18 protein-coding genes are annotated in these 20192 nt (G+C 59.3%); 2 read left to right on the forward strand and 16 right to left on the reverse strand.

The genetic code is table 11. The features are described from left to right. Positions 1-78: 78 nt before the first annotated feature. The 8 genes from menE to N6P30_RS16900 form a co-directional block, all read right to left on the reverse strand. Positions 79-1440: an o-succinylbenzoate--CoA ligase gene (menE, locus tag N6P30_RS16865; protein WP_023294111.1), complete on the reverse strand. Its 1362-nt coding sequence runs from the start codon at positions 1438-1440 to the stop codon at positions 79-81. Then, positions 1437-2402 carry an o-succinylbenzoate synthase gene (menC, locus tag N6P30_RS16870; RefSeq protein WP_023294112.1) on the reverse strand — a complete coding sequence of 322 codons (966 nt, stop codon included), beginning with the start codon at positions 2400-2402 and terminating at the stop codon, positions 1437-1439. Before menC ends, menE begins: the two co-directional genes overlap by 4 nt. Then, on the reverse strand, positions 2402-3259 hold the full coding sequence (menB, locus tag N6P30_RS16875; RefSeq protein ID WP_008500223.1) for a 1,4-dihydroxy-2-naphthoyl-CoA synthase: 858 nt from the start codon (positions 3257-3259) through the stop codon (positions 2402-2404). Before menB ends, menC begins: the two co-directional genes overlap by 1 nt. Beyond that, a complete protein-coding gene (menH, locus tag N6P30_RS16880) occupies positions 3256-4032 on the reverse strand; it encodes a 2-succinyl-6-hydroxy-2,4-cyclohexadiene-1-carboxylate synthase (protein WP_023294113.1) in 777 nt (258 codons plus the stop codon). The genes menB and menH overlap by 4 nt, the downstream gene beginning before the upstream one ends. After that, the gene (gene menD, locus N6P30_RS16885) at positions 4029-5699 is read right to left on the reverse strand and encodes a 2-succinyl-5-enolpyruvyl-6-hydroxy-3-cyclohexene-1-carboxylic-acid synthase (protein WP_058673301.1); all 1671 of its coding nucleotides are present in this window, start codon (positions 5697-5699) and stop codon (positions 4029-4031) included. The genes menH and menD overlap by 4 nt, the downstream gene beginning before the upstream one ends. An 88-nt stretch (positions 5700-5787) precedes the next feature. Next, positions 5788-7083, reverse strand: coding sequence for an isochorismate synthase MenF (gene menF / locus N6P30_RS16890; protein WP_023294115.1), 1296 nt, complete (start codon positions 7081-7083; stop codon positions 5788-5790). A gap of 86 nt (positions 7084-7169) precedes the next feature. Then, positions 7170-7475 (reverse strand): stress response protein ElaB, encoded by a 306-nt coding sequence (elaB, locus tag N6P30_RS16895; protein WP_008500219.1) that lies wholly within the window; start codon positions 7473-7475, stop codon positions 7170-7172. A gap of 53 nt (positions 7476-7528) precedes the next feature. Further along, positions 7529-7990, reverse strand: coding sequence for a GNAT family N-acetyltransferase (locus tag N6P30_RS16900; RefSeq protein WP_023294116.1), 462 nt, complete (start codon positions 7988-7990; stop codon positions 7529-7531). Between the two features lie 71 nt (positions 7991-8061). On the opposite strand from N6P30_RS16900, the gene rbn reads away from it, so the two are divergent. Together rbn and N6P30_RS16910 are read left to right on the forward strand one after the other, a co-directional pair. Beyond that, entirely contained in the window at positions 8062-8979 is a 918-nt protein-coding gene (gene rbn / locus N6P30_RS16905) for a ribonuclease BN (protein ID WP_023294117.1), read from the forward strand. A 64-nt stretch (positions 8980-9043) separates the two neighbouring features. After that, complete coding sequence (locus N6P30_RS16910) at positions 9044-10048, forward strand: chemotaxis protein (protein ID WP_021241553.1); 1005 nt, start codon at positions 9044-9046, stop codon at positions 10046-10048. 98 nt (positions 10049-10146) lie between these two features. On the opposite strand, the gene nuoN is transcribed toward N6P30_RS16910, so the two are convergent. The 8 genes from nuoN to nuoG all read right to left on the reverse strand — a co-directional run bounded on the left by nuoN (position 10147) and on the right by nuoG (position 20172). Beyond that, a complete protein-coding gene (nuoN, locus tag N6P30_RS16915) occupies positions 10147-11604 on the reverse strand; it encodes an NADH-quinone oxidoreductase subunit NuoN (RefSeq protein WP_008500215.1) in 1458 nt (485 codons plus the stop codon). Positions 11605-11610: 6 nt separating this feature from the next. Beyond that, entirely contained in the window at positions 11611-13140 is a 1530-nt protein-coding gene (nuoM, locus tag N6P30_RS16920; RefSeq protein ID WP_008500214.1) for an NADH-quinone oxidoreductase subunit M, read from the reverse strand. A 76-nt stretch (positions 13141-13216) separates the two neighbouring features. Continuing rightward, complete coding sequence (gene nuoL, locus N6P30_RS16925) at positions 13217-15058, reverse strand: NADH-quinone oxidoreductase subunit L (protein ID WP_023294118.1); 1842 nt, start codon at positions 15056-15058, stop codon at positions 13217-13219. After that, positions 15055-15357 (reverse strand): NADH-quinone oxidoreductase subunit NuoK, encoded by a 303-nt coding sequence (nuoK, locus tag N6P30_RS16930; protein ID WP_003861496.1) that lies wholly within the window; start codon positions 15355-15357, stop codon positions 15055-15057. Before nuoK ends, nuoL begins: the two co-directional genes overlap by 4 nt. Continuing rightward, the gene (gene nuoJ / locus N6P30_RS16935) at positions 15354-15908 is read right to left on the reverse strand and encodes an NADH-quinone oxidoreductase subunit J (RefSeq protein ID WP_008500212.1); all 555 of its coding nucleotides are present in this window, start codon (positions 15906-15908) and stop codon (positions 15354-15356) included. The genes nuoK and nuoJ overlap by 4 nt, the downstream gene beginning before the upstream one ends. A gap of 10 nt (positions 15909-15918) precedes the next feature. Continuing rightward, the gene (gene nuoI / locus N6P30_RS16940) at positions 15919-16461 is read right to left on the reverse strand and encodes an NADH-quinone oxidoreductase subunit NuoI (RefSeq protein WP_003861491.1); all 543 of its coding nucleotides are present in this window, start codon (positions 16459-16461) and stop codon (positions 15919-15921) included. Positions 16462-16474: 13 nt separating this feature from the next. Then, positions 16475-17452: an NADH-quinone oxidoreductase subunit NuoH gene (gene nuoH, locus N6P30_RS16945; protein WP_008500211.1), complete on the reverse strand. Its 978-nt coding sequence runs from the start codon at positions 17450-17452 to the stop codon at positions 16475-16477. After that, positions 17449-20172, reverse strand: coding sequence for an NADH-quinone oxidoreductase subunit NuoG (nuoG, locus tag N6P30_RS16950; protein WP_023294119.1), 2724 nt, complete (start codon positions 20170-20172; stop codon positions 17449-17451). The genes nuoH and nuoG overlap by 4 nt, the downstream gene beginning before the upstream one ends. Between the last annotated feature and the right edge of the window lie 20 nt (positions 20173-20192).

The following is a 20192-nucleotide window of genomic DNA, read 5'->3' on the forward strand; positions in this document are numbered from 1 at the left end:
GATTTTAACCTGGGTCTTCCGGGGATCAAGCACTCTGCGTGCGGCAGGCCAGTAGATTGTAACTATTTGAAACGGCTATTATCCCTTCAGCGTTGCGTTAACCCACTCCTGCAGCGCGCGGCGCGAGACTTTAATGCCGCCATTTTTTAGTTCGGTCGGCAGCAGCAGCCAGCGGACGGGTTGCTCAAAACGCGCCACCTTGTCCCTGACCCAGTCGGGTAAACAGGTGATATCCGTTCCCGGCTCGCACTCCACGACCGCCACCGGGCGTTGCCCGAATTCAGCGTCGTCCAGCGGGACGATGAACACCTGGTTAACCTGCGGGTGCGTGGCGATAACGCGCTCGAGCGATTCCGGCTGGATCCCTTCTCCGCCGCTAAAGAAGAGGTTATCCATGCGGCCGAGGATCGTCAGACGGCCGTCATGCCATTCGCCGCGATCGCGTGTGGCAAACCATCCCTGCGCGTTGGTCAGCGGAATCAGTTCGCCATCGCGCCAGTAGCCTGAGGCCATGCTTTGCGCCCTGATCCAGACTTCACCGTTAACGACCTGCACCTCTCTGCCCGGCAGCGCACGGCCGACGTCCGGCTCGCCGTCGGCCTCTTTCGCACAGACGGTTGAGGCAAACTCGGTCAGACCGTAGCCGCAGAAGGTGCGAATATCCTGCTCTCGCGCCTGTTCGGTCAATTCAACAGGAATGGCTGCCCCGCCCAGCAGCACCGCTTTCAGTGGGACAGGCTGGTGGGCATTAAGCAGACGCCAGAGCTGGGTTGGCACCAGCGAGGCGTGGGTGCAGCCGCACAGCGCCTGCTCCAGAGGCCGTTTCTCGCGCACGGTTAACCGCGCGCCTGCCTGCAGCCAGCGCCATAAAATCCCCTGGCCCGAAACGTGGAACAGCGGTAGCGAAAGCAGCCAGTCGTCGTCTTCACCGTAGGGCATCAGCGACAAAACGCCGCGCGCGCTGGCGAGATGGGCCTCGCAGGTATGGACCGCTGCTTTCGGCAGACCGGTGGAGCCTGAGGTCAGCGTCATGGAGGCCAGCCGCGCCGGTTGCCACGCAGCGCAATACGCATCGGCGGTCTCGCGCATGCTCAGGGCAGGAAGGCCGTCGTAGCTGCCGTCCAGCACCAGCGCAAAGCGCAGCGTCATCTGCGGGAGCAGCACGTCCAGCAGCGGGCGCGGCAGCTGCGGATTAACGGGAAGAATACGCGCCCCGCACTGGAGCAGCGCCAGCCACGCCAGCAGGGTGTGCGGGTGGTTATGGGCCAGCAGCAGCACGCCGTCGCCCTCCTCCACGCCCTGACGGTGAAAGCCCGCCGCAAGGCTGTCGATGCGCGCGCACAGCTGTTGCCAGCTGAGCACCTCGTCGTTCAGCCTCAGGGCCGGTGTATCGGTAAATTGCGCACACCAGTGCCGCCACGGCCAGTCGGTAAAACTCATCGCAACGGCTCCAGCGCCGCGACGTCGAGGCACGGCAGCGCGCTGTCCGGCCACGGGCGAAGAAGCTGAGCCTGCATCAGGTTCAGCGTGTCGAGGCCGGGGACCGTGTCAGGCGTTAACCAGGCGGCAATGCGCGCCAGCTGGGTTAGCCCAAGGCTGGACTCAATCGACGAGCTGATGACCGCCGTCAGCCCTAAGGCGTGCGCCGCCGCGACCTGCTCGCGCACTTTCGCCAGGCTGCCGGTCAGCGTCGGTTTAATCACCACCGCGCTGACGCCGGGCTCGGCAGCGAATTCAAAATCGGCCTCGCGCAGGCTTTCATCCCAGGCGATGGCAATCCCCGTTTCACGGGCAAACGCGCGCGAATCCTCGCGGGTTTTGCACGGCTCTTCGAGGAAGGCAATGCGGCTGCGGTACGCCGGATTGACGTACTTTGCAAACTGCTGCGCCTTAAGCGGCGTCCAGGCGCGGTTGGCGTCCAGACGCAGATGCAGATCGGGGATCGCCTCCAGCAGCAGGTTGGCGACCATGCCGTCACGCACCGCTTCATAAAGCCCGACTTTGATTTTCGCGACCTTCTCGCCCGGCATGGCAGAGAGCAGCGCGAAGAGCTCGTCCGGATCCCCTGTACAGAGCGGTGCCGCGCGGTAGTTAGCCTCTTCAGGCAGGCTGCCGTCCAGCTCCGTCAGCGCGCAGCTGATACCAAAGGCCGCGGAAGGGACATCCGGTAACGCCGGGTTCTCGCCCTCACGCCACGCGTCTGCCCACGCCAGCAATGCAGCCTGCGCATCCTCCAGCGACTCGAGGCTAAAGCCAGGCAGAGGCGAAATCTCGCCCCAGCCTTCCCGCTCGCCCTGCTGCAGATGCACGAAGAAGCCGTCACGGGTTTTTAACCGCCGTTCACGCAGCACCACGCCCGCGTCCATCGGTATCTGCCAGCGGTAAACCTGCGCGCGACGCATTACGGATTCCGTTTGTATTTGCTGAAGTCTGGCTGGCGTTTTTCGTTAAACGCGTTGCGCCCTTCCTGACCCTCTTCGGTCATGTAGAACAGCATGGTGGCGTTGCCCGCCAGCTCCTGCAGACCCGCCTGACCGTCGCAGTCGGCGTTGAGTGCCGCTTTCAGGCAGCGCAGCGCCATCGGGCTGTTTTGCAGCATTTCGCGACACCAGCGCACGGTCTCTTTTTCGAGATCGGCAAGCGGCACCACGGTATTCACCAGGCCCATATCCAGCGCTTCCTGCGCGTTGTACTGACGGCACAGGAACCAGATTTCACGGGCTTTTTTCTGCCCGACGATGCGCGCCATGTAGGAGGCACCCCAGCCGCCGTCGAAAGATCCCACTTTCGGGCCGGTCTGGCCGAAGATGGCGTTTTCAGCGGCAATGGTCAGGTCGCACATCATGTGCAGCACGTGGCCGCCACCGATGGAGTAGCCCGCCACCATCGCCACCACCGGTTTTGGACAGGTGCGGATCTGACGCTGGAAATCGAGGACGTTCAGGTGGTGCGTACCCGCATCGTCCTGGTATCCGCCGTAGTCGCCGCGCACTTTCTGATCGCCACCGGAGCAGAACGCTTTCTCGCCTTCGCCGGTCAGGACAATCACGCCGATGTTGTCGTCATAGCGCGCATCCGCCAGGGCCTGAATCATCTCTTTCACGGTCAGCGGACGGAAGGCGTTACGCACCTGCGGGCGGTTGATGGTGATTTTGGCAATACCGTCGGTGGATTTGTGGTAACGAATGTCGGTGTAGCCTTCGGAGCAGTCCTGCCATTCAACCGGGGCGTAAAGCATGTGTTCATCAGGATAGATCATAGAGTGTCCTTTATTCGAAGACGCAGTATCTGAGCCAGACTCGCGGCAACCGCGTCGGGGTTTTCCCGGTGGGCGTTGTGTCCGGCGTTGGGAATTGCATGGCAGACGGCGTTCAGCTCCGCAGCAAGGGCCGCAAACTTCTCATCACGTTCGCCATAGAGATAATCAAAAGTGAAATCACGTGCGCTTAACGCGGTACGCAGGTCGGGCTGCACGGCCAGCGACGTCGCCTCGAGCATCATCGCCAGCGCCGCGCCGTTGTTCTGGCTGCGCAGGGTAATCAGCGCGTCGCGCTGGGCGTCCGTCAGGGAGGCAAACACGGGCTGTTGGTACCAGTCAGCGAACACCTTTTCCAGCGGTTCGCTGCGAAAACGCGTCGCCCAGCGATGGTCGGATGCCAGCCGCGCCTGTCGCGCATCGGCATCCTGCAGGCCCGGATGGCCGCCTTCTACCGTCACGCCCAGCAGCCCCTTCGGCTGCTGGCAGGCATGGAACATCGCAATGCGGCCGCCGAGGGAGTACCCGACGAGCCAGAATTTCAGTATGTTGTAACTAATCAGAGTTCGGGTAAGCAACGCGCTCATCTCGTCGAAGCCCGTCACGCCCAGATTCCGGGATCCGCCGTGTCCCGGCAGATCCAGATACAGCCTGGGGTAATCGCAAAGCCGCTCACCAACACCCTGCCACTCGCGGCAATCGCCGGAAAAACCGTGCAAAAAGACCAGCCAGGGATAGCCTGGTTTTCCAGCCTGCTGCACGCCCGAGAGGATCACAGCTGGCTCACCTGCGCCAGCAGGCTTTGCAGGGCCTGCGCACCGTCAGCCTCGTTAACTACCAGCTCAATCAGCGTCGCGCCGGGCTGCTTCCAGGCGGAGCTTAGCGCCGCATCCAGCTGTTCCCAGCTTTCCGGGCGATGGTATTTCAGGCTGAACATCGCCGCGGCGTGTTCGAACTGCACGTTCTGCGGCATCAGATAGAAGCGCTCGCGCTCGCTCTGCGGCGTGGGCAGGAGGGAGAAAATCTGTCCGCCGTTGTTGTTGACCACAATCAGCACAAACGGAGCTGACGCCTGACGCAGCAGCGCCAGCGCGTTGAGATCGTAAAGCGCAGAGAGATCCCCCACGATGGCCAGCGTCGATTTCGCGCTGGCGCGCTGCACGCCCGCCGCCGTAGAGATCAGCCCGTCGATGCCGCTGGCACCACGGTTGCTGTACACCGGGTAGCCCGCGGGCAGCTGCGAAAAGGCGTCAATCAGCCGCACGACCAGGCTGTTGCCGACAAACAACTGCCCCTGCTCGGGCAGGTACTGGCGAATACGGTGCGCCAGCCCGGCCTCGCTGAATGCTTCACAGTGCGCTTTGGTCAGCTCCCACGCCTGGCGTGACAGGTCCGGGAGGGTAACCGCCCAGGGTTTGCGTTTTTCAGCCGGATGGAGCGCCAGCCAGGCGTCGATACGGCTGACCAGACGACGACCGCGGTGGTGCGCCGGATCAAGACGCCCTTCCAGCGCGTCCACCAGCCAGTATTCGTCCGGCGTGCAGGTGGCCTGCCACTGCAGTAACCGCTTGCCGGTTAAACTCGATCCAAGCTGGACCACAATTTGCGCCTGCGACAACTCGGTGACCGCTTTGGCATTACCCAGCCAGAGATCCGCGCACGGCAGCGGCTGCCCGGTCTGGGAAAGCACGTCGCCGATCAGCGGCCAGCCCAGGGTTTGCGCCCATTCGGCGACCAGCTTGCCTTCTGCAGCGCTCATGCGCCCGGCGATAACCACGCCGCGCTTCTGCCGCCAGAAGAACCAGTCGCGCTGCTTCGCGCTCTCAAGGTGCGTCTGCTCGCGCAGCCACGGTTTTTCACTCTGCCACCAGTCACCGAGGGTCTGCTGCCAGTCAAGACCCGTGTCGTCCAGCTCGCCGTACAGCGGCTCGGCAAACGGGCAGTTGATATGCAGCGCCCCGCCGCGCAGCGTCTCCATGGCGTGATCGACGGTGGAGACCAGCCAGCTCGCCGGAATATCCTGGGTGGGACGCGGCAGCGAAATCGTCTGCGAAGGATGCGAAGAAAAGAGCCCCGGCTGACGGATGGCCTGATTGGCGCCGCAGTCGATAAGCTCAGGGGGACGATCGGCCGTCAGCAGAATCAGCTTTTCACCGGTTAACCCGGCTTCAATCAGAGCCGGATAGAGGTTCGCCACGGCAGTACCGGAAGTGACGATCACCGCCACGGGTTCTTTGCTGGCTTTCGCCAGACCCAGCGCGAGATGACCGAGGCCGCGCTCATCAAAGTGGGTGTGGTGAATCAACGCCCGGTTTTCGGCGGCCGCCAGCGTCAGCGGCGTTGAGCGAGAACCCGGTGCAATACACACGTGCCTGACGCCATGGCGCGTCAGGGCTTCAAGGATCACCGCCGCCCAGCGTCGGTTAAAAGAACTTACTGACATGAGATTGTCCGGTATCAAGAATGCGACACAGTATAAATAATAGAAAAAATTGGAATTTTGATGTGAATCGGGATTGCGCGATTCAGTATTAATCCCTTAGGAGCAGAGAGCGCAATCCGGCCGCTTTGTTTTCAATCTCCTGCCACTCCTGCTCCGGGTCAGATCCGCTGACAATACCGGCGCCGGCATAGAGCCGCAGGGAGTCATCCTGGACGCGGGCGGAGCGCAACGCCACGCAGAACTCACTCTGGTCAGGCGATAAATACCCGGCCGAACCGGCGTACCACTCGCGGTTAAAGGGCTCAACCTTCTGAATAAACTCGCGCGCAGGCTGTCGCGGCAAACCGGCAACGGCCGCCGTCGGCTGTAGCATATGCAGACACTGCTCGTCGTCAGCCTGCTTGAGCTCGGTCCAGATACAGCGGCGCAAATGCTGCACCTTACGCAGGCGTACCACCTGGGCAGGCAGTACCTCAAGCGTCTGCGTAGAGTGCTGAAGACGCTGGCAGATATCTTCCACGACCAGCATATTCTCGCGCTGGTTTTTATCGTCGTTCAGCAGCCACTCGCCCAGACGCTGCGCCTTTTTATCATCAGTATGGCTGGCGACGGTGCCCGCCAGCGCTTCGGTGCGCAGCAGCGTGCCGCGTCGCCGCCAGAGACGCTCGGGCGTCGAGCCGAGAAACGCGTTGCTGGCGTCGAATACCATGCAGAAGTGATAGCAATGTAAATTGAGGGCGCGGCTGGCCGCCATCAGCGCGACGGGGTTAATGCGCTGTGTAAACTGAAGATCGGTGGCCCTCGCAAGGACAACCTTTTCAAAATCACCGCGCGCGATGGTTTCGGTCGCCCTGCGGACAAGTTTCAGCCATTCGGCCCGTTGAGGCTGATGGTTTTCGTGCTCAACCTGAACGGCCAGCGGACGGATAGGCCTGGCTGGCTGGAGCTGCTGTAAAAAATCCCGCGCGGCATGGGCATCTTCCTGAAGTGAATAATCGCTCCACAGCTGCAGACGCAGCGTAGCGGTGCCGGCGGTACGTCGCCAGAGCAGTCGCGGTAAAAAGAGGCTGCCCTGCTCCGGATTAAAGGCGTTCAGGCCGCAGATGCGGGTATCACCTGCCGCGTTTTGCTCGCGCAAAAACTGCGTGGCTAACGCCAGAGAGGAAAAGGTGATAACCGCCCCCAGCGCGGCCAGCTCTTCATCGCCGTTACGCTGCTGCCAGTAAAACTGCGGATAGCACTGCTGCGCCCCAAGCCAGGCGAGAGGGTCGAAGGCATCGTTTAACGGGAAAGAGACGTCGAAATGACGTATGCCGGGCGTTGCGGGTAACGCTTGCGAAAGCTGGGTACGCAATTGCTCCAGCGCGAGGAAAATCGAATTCACGCGAACCTCTCCCTGTTAAAACCTCGTATTATACGGGGTACTGGCAATAAATAGCAGTACCCACGTATAGGGAGTGGTTAAGCGGCTTAACGACGGGCCAACAGCAGCCCCAGTACCAGGCCTACGGCAGCCCCCACGCCAATACCCTGCCACGGTTTTTCATGCACGTAATCATCGGCACGATACACCGCTTTTTTGGCGCGGTAGTAGTAGGTATCAGACGCATGGCTGACGCGGTTTTTCACTTCATGAAGCGCCTGTTCGGCACGGGCTTTTAGCTCAATATATTTCTGATCGGCAGGGTCGCCCGAGGAACGTAACACCTCTTCCAGCGTTTCGCTCAGTAAGGCCAGGTCGTCGTCGATACGGGTATCCCAGGATTGAAATGACATATTTTTCTCCATGTTAGTACACCAGTTCGCTAACTATAGCCAACGACTCGCCATTACGCCTGCTTCGCTTCCCGCGCCATGCCGACGTGGGGAATGCCGTCTTCGTCGTATACTTCGGTGACCGGCACGAAACCAAAGTGGCCGTAGAAGGACTGCAGGTGCGCCTGTGCGCCCAGGTATAACGCCTTGTTCGGCCACTGTTTCTGGCATGCCTCCAGCGTTTTCTCCATCAGCTGATAGCCCAGTTTTTCACCGCGCGCTTTGCCGCTGATGATGACCCGACCAATCACGACAGGCTCGAATGCGTCCTCGCTTTTCAGAATCCTCGCATACGCCACCAGCTCGTTATCCCGCCAGCCAAGAATATGGCGGTTCTCACCGACGAGATCGTCGCCGTCGATGTCCTGATACGGGCAGGTCTGTTCAACCACGAACACTTCGCAGCGCAGTTTCAGCAGGGCGTAAAGTGAATGAACGGTGAGGTCACTATGGTGTAAATCTTGCCACTGGATCATGTCAGTCTCCTTCCTGGGGTTCATCACGTTATACTAAACCCCTCCCCGTTCAGCAAAGGGCTGATTGCGTTATGGAACTGATTTTTCTGGGTACGTCCGCGGGCGTGCCAACCCGCTCACGGAATGTGACGGCGATACTGCTGGATCTTAAACACCCCACCCGCGGCGGGCTGTGGCTGTTTGACTGCGGTGAAGGGACGCAGCATCAGCTCCTACACACCGCTTATCACCCCGGCAAGCTGGATAAAATTTTTATCACCCATCTGCATGGCGACCATCTGTTTGGCCTTCCCGGCCTGCTGTGCAGCCGCTCGATGGCCGGTAACGCCAACCCGCTGACGATTTACGGGCCTGCGGGTATTCGTGAATTTGTTGAAACCACGCTGCGCCTGAGCGGGTCTTGGACGGATTATCCGCTGGAGGTCGTTGAGATTAGCGAAGGCCTGGTTTTCGATGACGGCGATTATAAGGTGAGCGTTCAGCCGCTCAATCACCCTGTCGAGTGCTATGGATACCGTATTGACGCGCATGACAAACCCGGCGCGCTGGATGCCGCCGCGCTAATGGCCGATGGCGTAAAACCCGGGCCGCTGTTCCAGCGCCTGAAGCACGGCGAGACCGTCACGCTGGAGGACGGGCGCGTCATCAATGGGCAGGATTATCTCGCCGCACCGCAGCCCGGCAAGAAGCTGGCAATTTTTGGCGACACGGCCCCGTGCCGGGCGGCGCTCACGCTGGCCCAGGGCGTGGACGTGATGGTACATGAAGCGACGCTTGAAACGGCGATGGAAGAGAAAGCCAACGGCCGGGGTCATAGCTCCACGCGTCAGGCGGCGCAGCTAGCCCGTGACGCGGGCGTCGGGAGGCTCATCATCACCCACGTCAGCTCGCGCTACGACGCGCGGGGCTGTGAAAAGCTGCTGGAAGAGTGCCGCGCGCTGTTCCCGGAATGTGAGCTGGCCGAAGATTTCGCTCAGGTCAGCGTTTAGTCCTTCATTTTTCCCTCAGGATGCCGATAACGATTAAAAGGTCAGCATTTCTCTCGAGGGTAGAATGGATAATTTCCAGAAAGATATTGATGACAGGGCGAATCTGACCCTGTCGAACCGTTTTGAACTGTTGCTGTTCCGTCTTGGCACCTCTCTTAACGAAAATAAATCTGAGCTGTTTGGCATTAACGTCTTTAAGCTGCGTGAAATTGTGCCGATGCCGGAGTTCACGAAACCCGCCGGGATGAAATCACCGCTGATGGGAATGGTGAATATCCGCGATCAGGTGATCCCGGTGATCGATCTGGCCGCCGTGGCGGGCTGTAAGCCTACCACCGGGCTGAATATCCTGCTGATCACTGAATATGCGCGCAGCGTGCAGGCGTTTGCCGTGGAGTCGGTTGAGAACATCATGCGTCTGGACTGGAAGCAGGTGCACGCGGCAGAAACCGCCGTCAGCGGTCGCTACATCACCAGCATTGCGTGTCTTGACGAGAAGAGCGATACCAACGATCTGGCGATGGTGCTGGACGTTGAGCAGATCCTGTATGACATCACCCCGGCCAACCACGATCTGCACGCCACCAATCTGAAAACCACCAAGTTCAATATCAAGCCGGGCGCGGTCGCGATTGTGGCGGAAGATTCCAAAGTGGCGCGTTCGATGCTGGAGAAAGGTCTGCAGGCGATGGAGATCCCAGCGCAGTTGCACATCACCGGCAAAGACGCGTGGGAAAAAATTGGCGTGCTGGCCGCACAGGCACAGGCTGAGGGCGTGCCGATCACCGATAAGATCGCGCTGGTGCTGACCGACCTCGAAATGCCGGAGATGGACGGTTTTACGCTGACGCGCAAAATCAAAACCGACCCGGTACTGAAAGATATTCCGGTGGTGATCCACTCTTCCCTTTCCGGCAACGCCAACGAAGACCATATTCGCAAGGTGAAGGCGGATGGCTACGTCGCGAAGTTTGAGCTGAACGAGCTGTCGTCGGTGATTGAGGAGGTGCTGGACCGCTCGATGAAGAAGATTGACGGGCCGTTGATTAGCCGTAAACAGCTGGCTTAGTCGGGTGGCGCTACGCTTACCCGACCTACAAAACCCGTAGGCCCTGCAAGCGTAGCGACGCTGGGCAATAAAAAACCCGCCGAGGCGGGTTTTTGTTTTTACATTAATGGCATCGCGCGCTGCACGATATCAATCAGCGGTTGCGGATAGATACCGAAGATCAGCACCAGCAGCGCGGAGATGAGTACCACGATACCACCAGCGCTGTACTGCCAGTTGCCTGGAGCATCACGATTGAGCTGCTGAGGCGCGCTCAGGTACAGGCTCACGGCCACGCGCAGGTAGTAGTAGAGACCAATCGCGGAGCCGATCACCACGCCCGCGGTCAGCCACCACAGGTGCGCCTGCACACCGACGGCCAGCACGTAGAACTTACCGATAAAGCCAAGCGTCATCGGAATACCGGCCAGAGAGAGCATCATCACGGTCATTACGGCGGACAGGATCGGACGGTGCCAGAACAGACCACGGTAAGAGAACAGTGAATCGGCATCCGGACCACGGTACGGGCTGGACATCAGGCTCACCACGCCGAAGGCGCCGAGGCTGCTGAACAGGTAGCCGGCCAGATACACGCCCACGGCTTCCATCGACATCTCACCGCTCTGCAGCGCAATCAGCGCCACCATCAGGTAGCCCAGATGAGAGATAGACGAGTAGCCCAGCAGACGTTTGATGTTGGTCTGGCTCAGCGCCATCAGGTTACCGAAGATGATGGAGACGAACGCGATGATGCCCAGCACCACGCGAACCGCTTCGCTGTCGCCCACCGGCGCGTACAGGAACAGACGCATCACCACCCCGAAGATGGCGATTTTGCTCGCCGTCGCCAGGAAGGTCGACACCGGAGCCGGTGCCCCCTGGTAGACGTCTGGCGTCCACAGGTGGAACGGGACCAGAGAGAGTTTGAAGCCAAGGCCAACAATCATCATGCCCAGACCCGCCAGCAGCAGCGGCTCATGCAGCATGCCGTCACCGAGGCTCTTGCCGAGCGCCATAAAGGAGAGGTTACCGGACTGTGCGTACACCAGCGCAATACCAAACAGCAGGAACGAGGACGCCGCCGCAGACAGGATGGTGTACTTGATGCTTGCTTCCAGCGAGCGCTTCTGGCGGAAGGCGTAACCAATCAGACCGAACAGCGGCAGAGAGATCAGCTCAATGCCGAGGAACAGCGCGGCCAGGTGGTTCGCATTCGCCAGCAGAATGCCGCCCAGCGCGGCAATCAGAACCAGCAGGTAAAACTCTTCTTTGTTGTCGTTGTAGCCTTCGAGCCACGGGTACGCAAAGGTACAGGTTGCCAGGCTCGCCAGCAGCACCAGACCGGTATACAGCATGGCGTAACCGTCAACGCGCATCAGCGGGGTGACGTCCATCGCCCCACCCTGGCCAACAAACCAGAGTGAGACTAACGCGGCGTTCAGGCCGATAACCGACAGCGTGGCATTCAGGAAGTGATTGCGTCGCCACGCAATGGAGAGCATCACAACCACCACCGTCAATCCGACGATCAGCAGCGGTAGCAGCGCGATCAGTTGTTGTGGAGTTATTGTCATGGCGAATTACGGCCTTGTAGTAGAAACAGAATTAACAAACCACTGCTGGATATTGCCCATCGCGCTGTGCGAGGTATCCAGAATCGGCTGCGGGAAGAAGCCCAGCAGCACCAGCAGTACGACCAGCAGCAGGATGATGAACAGCTCACGCAGCGACATCCCCGGCAGTTCTTGTGCAGCAATTTCGCTCTTCGCTTTACCGAAGTAAGCGCGGTGCAGCATCGCCAGCGAGTAGACGGAAGCGAACACCAGACCAAAGGTGGAGATCACGGTAATCACCGGTACCACTTTGAAGCTGCCGAACAGAATCATAAATTCGCCGACGAAGTTACCGGTGCCCGGCATCCCCAGAGTCGCCACCGCGAAGAACATGGAGAGCGCTGGCAGCCACTTAATTTTGCTCCACAGACCGCCCATCATACGCATGTCGCGGGTGTGCAGACGTTCGTACAGCTGGCCGCACAGGATAAAGAGACCGGCTGCGGACAGACCGTGCGCAATCATCTGGATCACCGCACCCTGGTACGCCAGCTGGCTGCCGGTGTAGATAGCAATCAGCACGAAGCCCATGTGGGAAACGGAGGTGTAGGCAATCAGACGCTTGATGTCGTACTGGGTGAAGGCCATCCAGGCACCGTAGAAGATACCGATCACACCCAGCCACATGGCAATCGGTGCGAACTCTGCGGAGGCGTTCGGGAACAGCGGCAGTGCAAAGCGCAGCAGACCGTAGGCCGCGGTTTTCAGCAAGATGCCCGCCAGGTCAACGGAACCCGCCGTTGGCGCCTGAGAGTGCGCGTCTGGCAGCCAGCCGTGCAGCGGAACCACCGGCATTTTCACCGCGAAGGCGATGAAGAAGCCCAGCATCAGCAGGTATTCCACGCCGTGAGACATTGGGGTCTTCAGCAGGTCTTCGTAGTTGAAGGTCCAGGTGCCGGTCGCGTTGTGGTGAACAAACACCAGCGCCAGAATGGCAATCAACATCACCAGACCACTCGCCTGGGTATAGATGAAGAACTTGGTTGCCGCCGTGATACGCGTTTTACCGTCGGACGCCTTGTGGCCCCACAGCGCGATCAGGAAGTACATCGGCACCAGCATCATCTCCCAGAAGAAGAAGAACAGGAACATGTCGATGGCAAGGAACACGCCGATCACGCCGCCCAGGATCCACATCAGGTTCAGGTGGAAGAAGCCCTGGTATTTTTCGATTTCTCGCCAGGAGCAAAGTACCGCCAGAACGCCGAGCAGGCCGGTCAGCACCACCATCAGCAGCGATAGGCCGTCAATCGCCAGGTGGATCGTAATGCCGAAACGCGGGATCCACGGCAGGATGAACTCAGACTGCCACTGCGGAATGCCCGCAGACTGGGTCAGTGAGTAACCGCCCTGCAACCACAGTTGCAGGCCAAGCGCGAGCGTCAATCCCATGGTGATCAGCGCGATCCAGCGCGGCATCTTCACGCCAAAGCGTTCAGTCTGCCAGCACAGGAAGCCGCCGATGAAGGGAATTAATATTAGCCAGGGTAGTAACATGGCGATTTACATTCCTTTTTAAGGCCCCCAGCAGGGGCCTGATTTTCAACGAATTCGAATAAAATTCACTTAACGATCAACGCAACACCATCAGCAGCGCCAGCACGACAACCGCACCGATGCTCATGGACGCCACATACCAGCGCAGGTAACCGTTCTCGCTGTACAGCAGGCCTTTGCCTGCAAAGCGGGAAAGGATCGCCGGGATGTTCATCAGGCTGTTCAGCGGGTCGCGCTTCAGCAGCCACGCGATGCCCAGGAACGGCTTAACGAAGATCATGTCGTACAGCCAGTCGAAGCCCCACGCGTTGTACCACCAGGTGCCCAGCAGGCGGCCCGGCGCACTGTTGGCCACGGCAGTGACCAGCGTACGTTTGCCCAGCCACAGCCATGCCGCAATCAGGATGCCCGCGATAGCGACCACACCGGAGGTGATTTCAAGCGTCAGAACGCGACCGTGCTCAAGCTCGGTGGTGTCTGGCAGTACGCCCTGCAGCGGAGGCACAATCATCGCGCCAACGAAGGTGGACAGTACCAGCAGCACAATCAGCGGCAGGTGATGGGTAATCCCCTTCCCTGCGTGAGCGTGAATTTGTTCTTTACCGTGGAATACGATGAAAATCATACGGAAGGTATACAGGGAGGTCATGAACGCACCGACCAGACCCGCAACCATCAGATTGATATGACCATTCGCCATGGCCCCCGCAAGGATTTCGTCCTTACTGAAGAAGCCCGCGGTGATCAGCGGCAGTGCCGCCAGCGCCGCGCCGCCCACCAGGAAGCAGACATACACCAGCGGGATGGACTTACGCAGTCCGCCCATTTTGAAGATGTTCTGCTCGTGATGGCAGGCCAGAATCACCGAACCGGATGAGAGGAACAGCAGCGCTTTAAAGAACGCGTGCGTCATCAGGTGGAAAATGGCCGCGTCCCAGGCCTGAACGCCCAGCGCGAGGAACATGTAACCAATCTGACTCATGGTGGAGTAAGCAAGTACGCGCTTGATGTCGGTCTGCACCAGCGCGGCAAAGCCTGCCAGCACCAGCGTGACCGCACCGACGATACCCACCAGGTGCAGAATTTCCGGAGTCATCAGGAACAGGCCATGGGTACGCGCAATCAGGTAGACACCGGCGGTAACCATGGTCGCAGCGTGGATCAGCGCGGAGACAGGGGTTGGACCCGCCATCGCGTCGGCCAGCCATGTCTGCAACGGCAGCTGCGCGGATTTACCCACGGCACCACCCAGCAGCATCAGCGTTGCCCACCACAGCATGTTGTTGCCTGCGGCGAAGTGCGCTGGCGCCAGTTCAACCATTTCGCGGAAGTTCAGCGTGCCCAGTTCGTTGTAAAGAATGAACAGCGCGAAAGCGAGGAAGACGTCACCCACGCGGGTCACGACGAACGCTTTCATGGCCGCTGCGCCATTCTTCGGATCGGTATAGTAGAAACCGATCAGCAGGTAAGAACACAGACCTACGCCTTCCCAGCCCAGATACATCAGCAGCAGGTTATCGGCCAGCACCAGAACGACCATGCTGGCGATAAACAGGTTGGTGTAGGCGAAGAAGCGGGAGTAGCCCTCTTCACCGCGCATGTACCAGGAGGCGAACATGTGGATCAGGAAGCCCACGCCGGTCACCACGGAGAGCATGGTCAGGGAGAGACCATCCAGCACCAGGTTGAAACCGATGTTGAAATCACCGACTGACATCCAGGTCCACAGCGGCATGCTGAAAGGCTGACGCCCGTTGTTAAAGAAGTCGATACCCGCATACGCTGTCACCAGCGCGGCCAGGCCAACAGAGCCCATGCCGACGGTTGCAGACAGATTCTCAGACCAGCGGCCGCGAGAAAACGCCAGCAGCACGAAGCCAATCAGCGGAAAAATAATGGTTAAGGCAAGCATGTTCATCCACGCAACTCACTTACTGAATCGATGTTCAGATTCTGGCGGCGACGATGGAGCTGCAGCAACAGCGCCAGGCCAATACTCGCTTCGGCAGCCGCAAGGCTGATGGCGAGAATGTACATCACCTGACCATCGGTCTGGCCCCAGTAGCTTCCGGCGACCACGAAGGCCAGCGCGGAGGCGTTAATCATGATTTCCAGCCCGATCAGCATAAACAGCAGATTGCGGCGGATAACCAGACCAGTCAGACCCAGAACGAATAAAATCGCAGCGAGGATCAGTCCATGTGTTAAGGGGATCATGCGCGCTCCTCCGTTTTTCTTTTCGCGCGGTCGTCAGTGCGGTTGCTCAGCACCTCGCCAGCACGCTCTTCGCGGCCAACGTGGAAGGCCACAACCAGACCTGCCAGCAGCAGCATGGAGGCCAGTTCAACCGCCAGAACGTATGGGCCAAAGAGCGTAATACCAACCTCTTTAGCGCCGATCGGCGTGCCGTCGATGCCCTGATCGTTAACGCCCAGAATGGCGTACACGATCACCACCAGCATGATGGCCGACAAAATTGCCGGGCCGATCCACACCTGCGGTTTTAACCACTGACGTTCCTGCTCGATTTCAGAGCCGCCCAGGTTCAGCATCATCACGACGAACACGAACAGCACCATGATGGCCCCGGCGTAGACGATGATTTCCAGCGCACCGGCGAAGTGCGCGCCCAGTGCGAAGAACACCCCGGAAATAGCCAGCAGCGAAATGATTAAGTACAGCAGCGCATGCACCGGATTGGTGTGCGTAATCACTCGCAGCGTAGCCAGGATGGCGATAAGGCCACAGATATAAAAAGCGAATTCCATTGCCCTCTCCTTACGGTAACAGGCTCTTGACGTCGATAGGCTTGGCTTCGTTCTCCGCTTCGCCCTTATCTTTGCCGTCGATTGCCATACCCGCCATCCGGTAGAAGTTATATTCCGGGTATTTGCCCGGACCGGAAATCAGCAGATCCTCTTTCTCGTACACCAGATCCTGACGCTTGTACTCACCCAATTCGAAGTCTGGGGTGAGCTGAATCGCCGTGGTTGGGCACGCTTCTTCACACAGACCGCAGAAAATGCAGCGTGAGAAGTTGATGCGGAAGAACTCAGGGTACCAGCGGCCGTCTACCGTCTCGGCTTTCTGCAGAGAGATACAGCCAACCGGGCACGCTACCGCACACAGGTTACAGGCAACGCAGCGCTCGGAACCGTCCGGGTCGCGCGTCAGCACGATACGGCCACGGTAGCGCGGCGGCAGATATACCGGCTCTTCCGGGTACATCCGGGTTTCGCGTTTGGCAAACGCGTGCAGGCCGATCATCCAGATACTGCGTACCTGGGTACCGAAGCCTACCAGTAATTCTTTTAAGGTCATGGTCTATTGCCCCTTATGGCTGCTGCCAGAGAATGACAGCGGCCGTTACCAACAAGTTGACGAGCGTCAGCGGCAGGCACACTTTCCAGCCGAAGGACATTACCTGGTCATAACGCGGACGCGGTAACGCTGCGCGAATCAAAATGAACATCATCATGAAGAACGCGGTTTTCAGCGCGAACCAGATGAACGGCGGTAAGAACGGGCCATGCCAGCCACCGAAGAACAGCGTTACCATCAACGCGGAAATGGTGACGATACCGATGTACTCGCCCACGAAGAACAGACCGAATTTCATACCGGAATATTCGATGTGGTAACCGTCGGCCAGTTCCTGTTCGGCTTCTGGCTGGTCAAACGGGTGACGGTGACACACCGCCACGCCCGCGATGGCAAAGGTAATAAACCCAAAGAACTGCGGAATCACGTTCCAGATGTCGGCCTGGTTGTTGACGATGTCGGTCATGTTGAATGAACCGGCCTGCGCCACTACGCCCATCAGGGAGAGACCCAGGAACACTTCGTAGCTCAGCGTCTGCGCAGACGCACGCATCGCACCCAGCAGCGAGTATTTGTTGTTACTGGACCAGCCTGCGAACAGCACCGCGTAAACCGCGAGACCTGCCATCATCAGGAAGAACAGAATGCCGATGTTCAGGTCAGCGACCACCCAGGTCGGGCTGACCGGAACGATAGCAAACGCCAGCAGCAGCGAGGTGAAGGCGATCATCGGTGCCAGAGTAAAGATCACGCGATCCGAGAAGCGCGGGATCCAGTCCTCTTTAAAGAACATCTTGATCATGTCCGCGACCAGCTGGAGTGAACCACCCCAGCCCACGCGGTTCGGTCCGTAACGGTTCTGGAACAGACCGAGCAGACGACGTTCACCAAAGCTCATGAACGCGCCGCAGGTGACCACCACCAGCAGGATAACAATCGCTTTCAGAATGCTCAGCAGGATGTCGATAAGATCCGGCGTTAACCAACTCATGCTTTTGCCTCCTGCAGATTATCAAGACGCGCACCCGCCAGAACCGGCGCGATGCCAGGCATACCCATCGGCAGACCGACCTGCCCTGCTGTCAGACTTTCAGAAATAATCAGCGGCAGGCTGATGGTCTGGCCGTCATAGCTAAAGGCGATGCTCGCACCCGCGTTAACGCCAAGCTTCGCGGCATCCGCCGGGTTAAGCTTGATGTACGGCTGCGGCATGCGGGTCTGGAAGACCGGTGAACGCTGGGACAGCTCGTCGCTACCGAACAGGTGGTAGTACGGGGCAATACGCCAGCTACCGTCCTGCGCCTGGAAACTCGCCGGTACGGTGGTGAAGAAGTCCAGACCGGTTTCGGAGGCTTCAATCAGACGCACGCCCGGATCGCCGTGGCGCAGGGAGCCGCCCACTTCAGCCTGGAACTTGTTCCATGCCTGCGGGGAGTTCCAGCCCGGTGCCCATGCGAACGGGATTTGCGAACGCGGCGCAGACGGCTGGTTGTTCCCTTCCATGGAGAAGGCGAACATGGTGTCTTTATCCTGCGGCTGGCGCGGTTCGTGCACGCTGATATTGGCGCGCATTGCGGTACGGCCACTGTAACGGTGCGGTTCACGCGCCAGTTTCTGGCCGCGAATACGGAAGCTCGCTTCAGGCGCGGCATCTTTAATGCCCGCCAGCTGAGGCAGTTTTTCCACCACCGCGTCGATAACATGGTCGAGCTGCGTCCAGTCCACTTCACGGCTCTGCACGGTGCTGTGCAGGGAGTGCAGCCAGCGCCAGCTTTCCAGCATCACGGTGTTGCTGTCGTAGTAAGACGGGTCATAAACCTGGAAGAAACGCTGTGCGCGGCCTTCGTTGTTGATAACCGTACCGTCGCTTTCTGCGAAGCTTGCCGCAGAGAGCACCAGGTGCGCTTTATCCATAATCGCGGTGCGCTGATGGTCAATCACCATCACCAGCGGCGCTTTGGAGAGCGCGGCGTCAACGCGAGCGGCAGAAGCATGACGATGCAGGTCGTTTTCCAGCACCACCACGGCGTCAGCGGCACCGGACTCCAGTTCGCTTAACGCAGCTTCCAGCGAGCCGCCGCCAATCATGCCCAGACCAATGCTGTTCACCGCACGGGCAATCATGGTCACACCAACGTCAGCACCGCGGCCTTTCAGGGCTTTGGCCACGTTGGCTGCGGCCTGAATGATCTCTGCGCTACCGGCGTTGGTACCGGAAATAATCAGCGGTTTCTTCGCACCGGCCAGGGCCTGAACAATCACGTCAACCTTGTTTTGCAGGTCGCGATCCAGCTCAACGGCCGGTGAGTTGTTGTCCAGCGCGTGGGCAATGGCAAAGCCAAGACGCGCCTGATCTTCAACCGGTGCGCAGTAGGTCCACGCGGCGATATCGTCCAGACGGGTGTTGTCGACGTTCGTCACAAACAGAGGATGCTTCGCGCGCTGGCCGATGTTGAGGATTGCCGCAATCTGCCAGTCAGCCACTTTCTGTGCCGCTGCCATTTCACGTGCTTTACCCTTCACTGCCTGGCGAACCGCCAGAGCCGCGCGAGCGCCGGTCTGCGTCAGATCTTCGCCCAGCACCAGAACCGCATCATACGATTCGATTTCGCGCAGCGCAGGGGTATGAATACCGCCTTCGCGCAGCACTTTCAGTACCAGCTGCAGACGTTCCTGCTCGCCCTGGGCGATACCGGTGTAGAAGTTTTCCGCCCCCACCAGCTCACGCAGCGCGAAGTTGCTTTCGATGCTGGCACGCGGGGAACCGATACCGATCACTTTCTTCGACTGGCGCAGAATATCTGCCGCGCCCTGCATCGCCTGTTCAGCGTTCAGGGTAATGAAGTCGTCGCCACGGCGCTGAACCGGCTGACGCGGACGGTCCTTCAGGTTCACATAGCCATAGCCAAAACGACCGCGGTCACACAGGAAGTAGTGGTTAACGGTACCGTTGTAACGGTTTTCGATACGACGCAGTTCGCCGTAGCGCTCACCCGGGCTGGTGTTACAGCCGAGAGAACATTGCTGGCAGATGCTTGGCGCAAACTGCATGTCCCATTTACGGTTGTAACGCTCGGAGTGGGTCTTATCCGTGAAGACGCCGGTTGGGCAGATTTCTACCAGGTTACCGGAGAATTCGCTTTCCAGCACGCCGTCTTCCGGACGGCCGAAGTAGACGTTGTCATGTGCGCCATACACGCCCAGATCCTGACCGTCTGCATAGTCTTTGTAGTAACGCACGCAGCGGTAGCAGGCGATGCAGCGGTTCATTTCGTGAGAGATGAACGGCCCCAGGTCCTGGTTACGGTGAGTACGCTTGGTAAAGCGATAGCGACGGAAGCTGTGACCGGTCATCACGGTCATATCCTGAAGGTGGCAGTTACCGCCCTCTTCACAGACCGGGCAGTCGTGCGGGTGGTTGGTCATCAACCATTCCACAACGCTTTCACGGAACTGTTTGGCTTCTTCGTCATCAATCGAAATAAAGGTGCCTTCGGTGGCTGGCGTCATACAGGACATCACCAGGCGACCACGCGTGTCTTCCGCGTTTTGATATTGCTTCACCGCACACTGGCGGCAAGCACCGACGCTGCCCAGCGCCGGATGCCAGCAAAAGTACGGAATATCGAGGCCAAGAGACAGACAAGCTTCCAGCAGGTTGTCCGCCCCGTTGACTTCGTATTCTTTGCCGTCTACATGAATCGTAGCCATTAGCATGCTTCCAGTTGGCT

The organism is Enterobacter sp. PL1 (genome assembly GCF_945957325.1).
GTDB lineage: Bacteria > Pseudomonadota > Gammaproteobacteria > Enterobacterales > Enterobacteriaceae > Enterobacter > Enterobacter roggenkampii.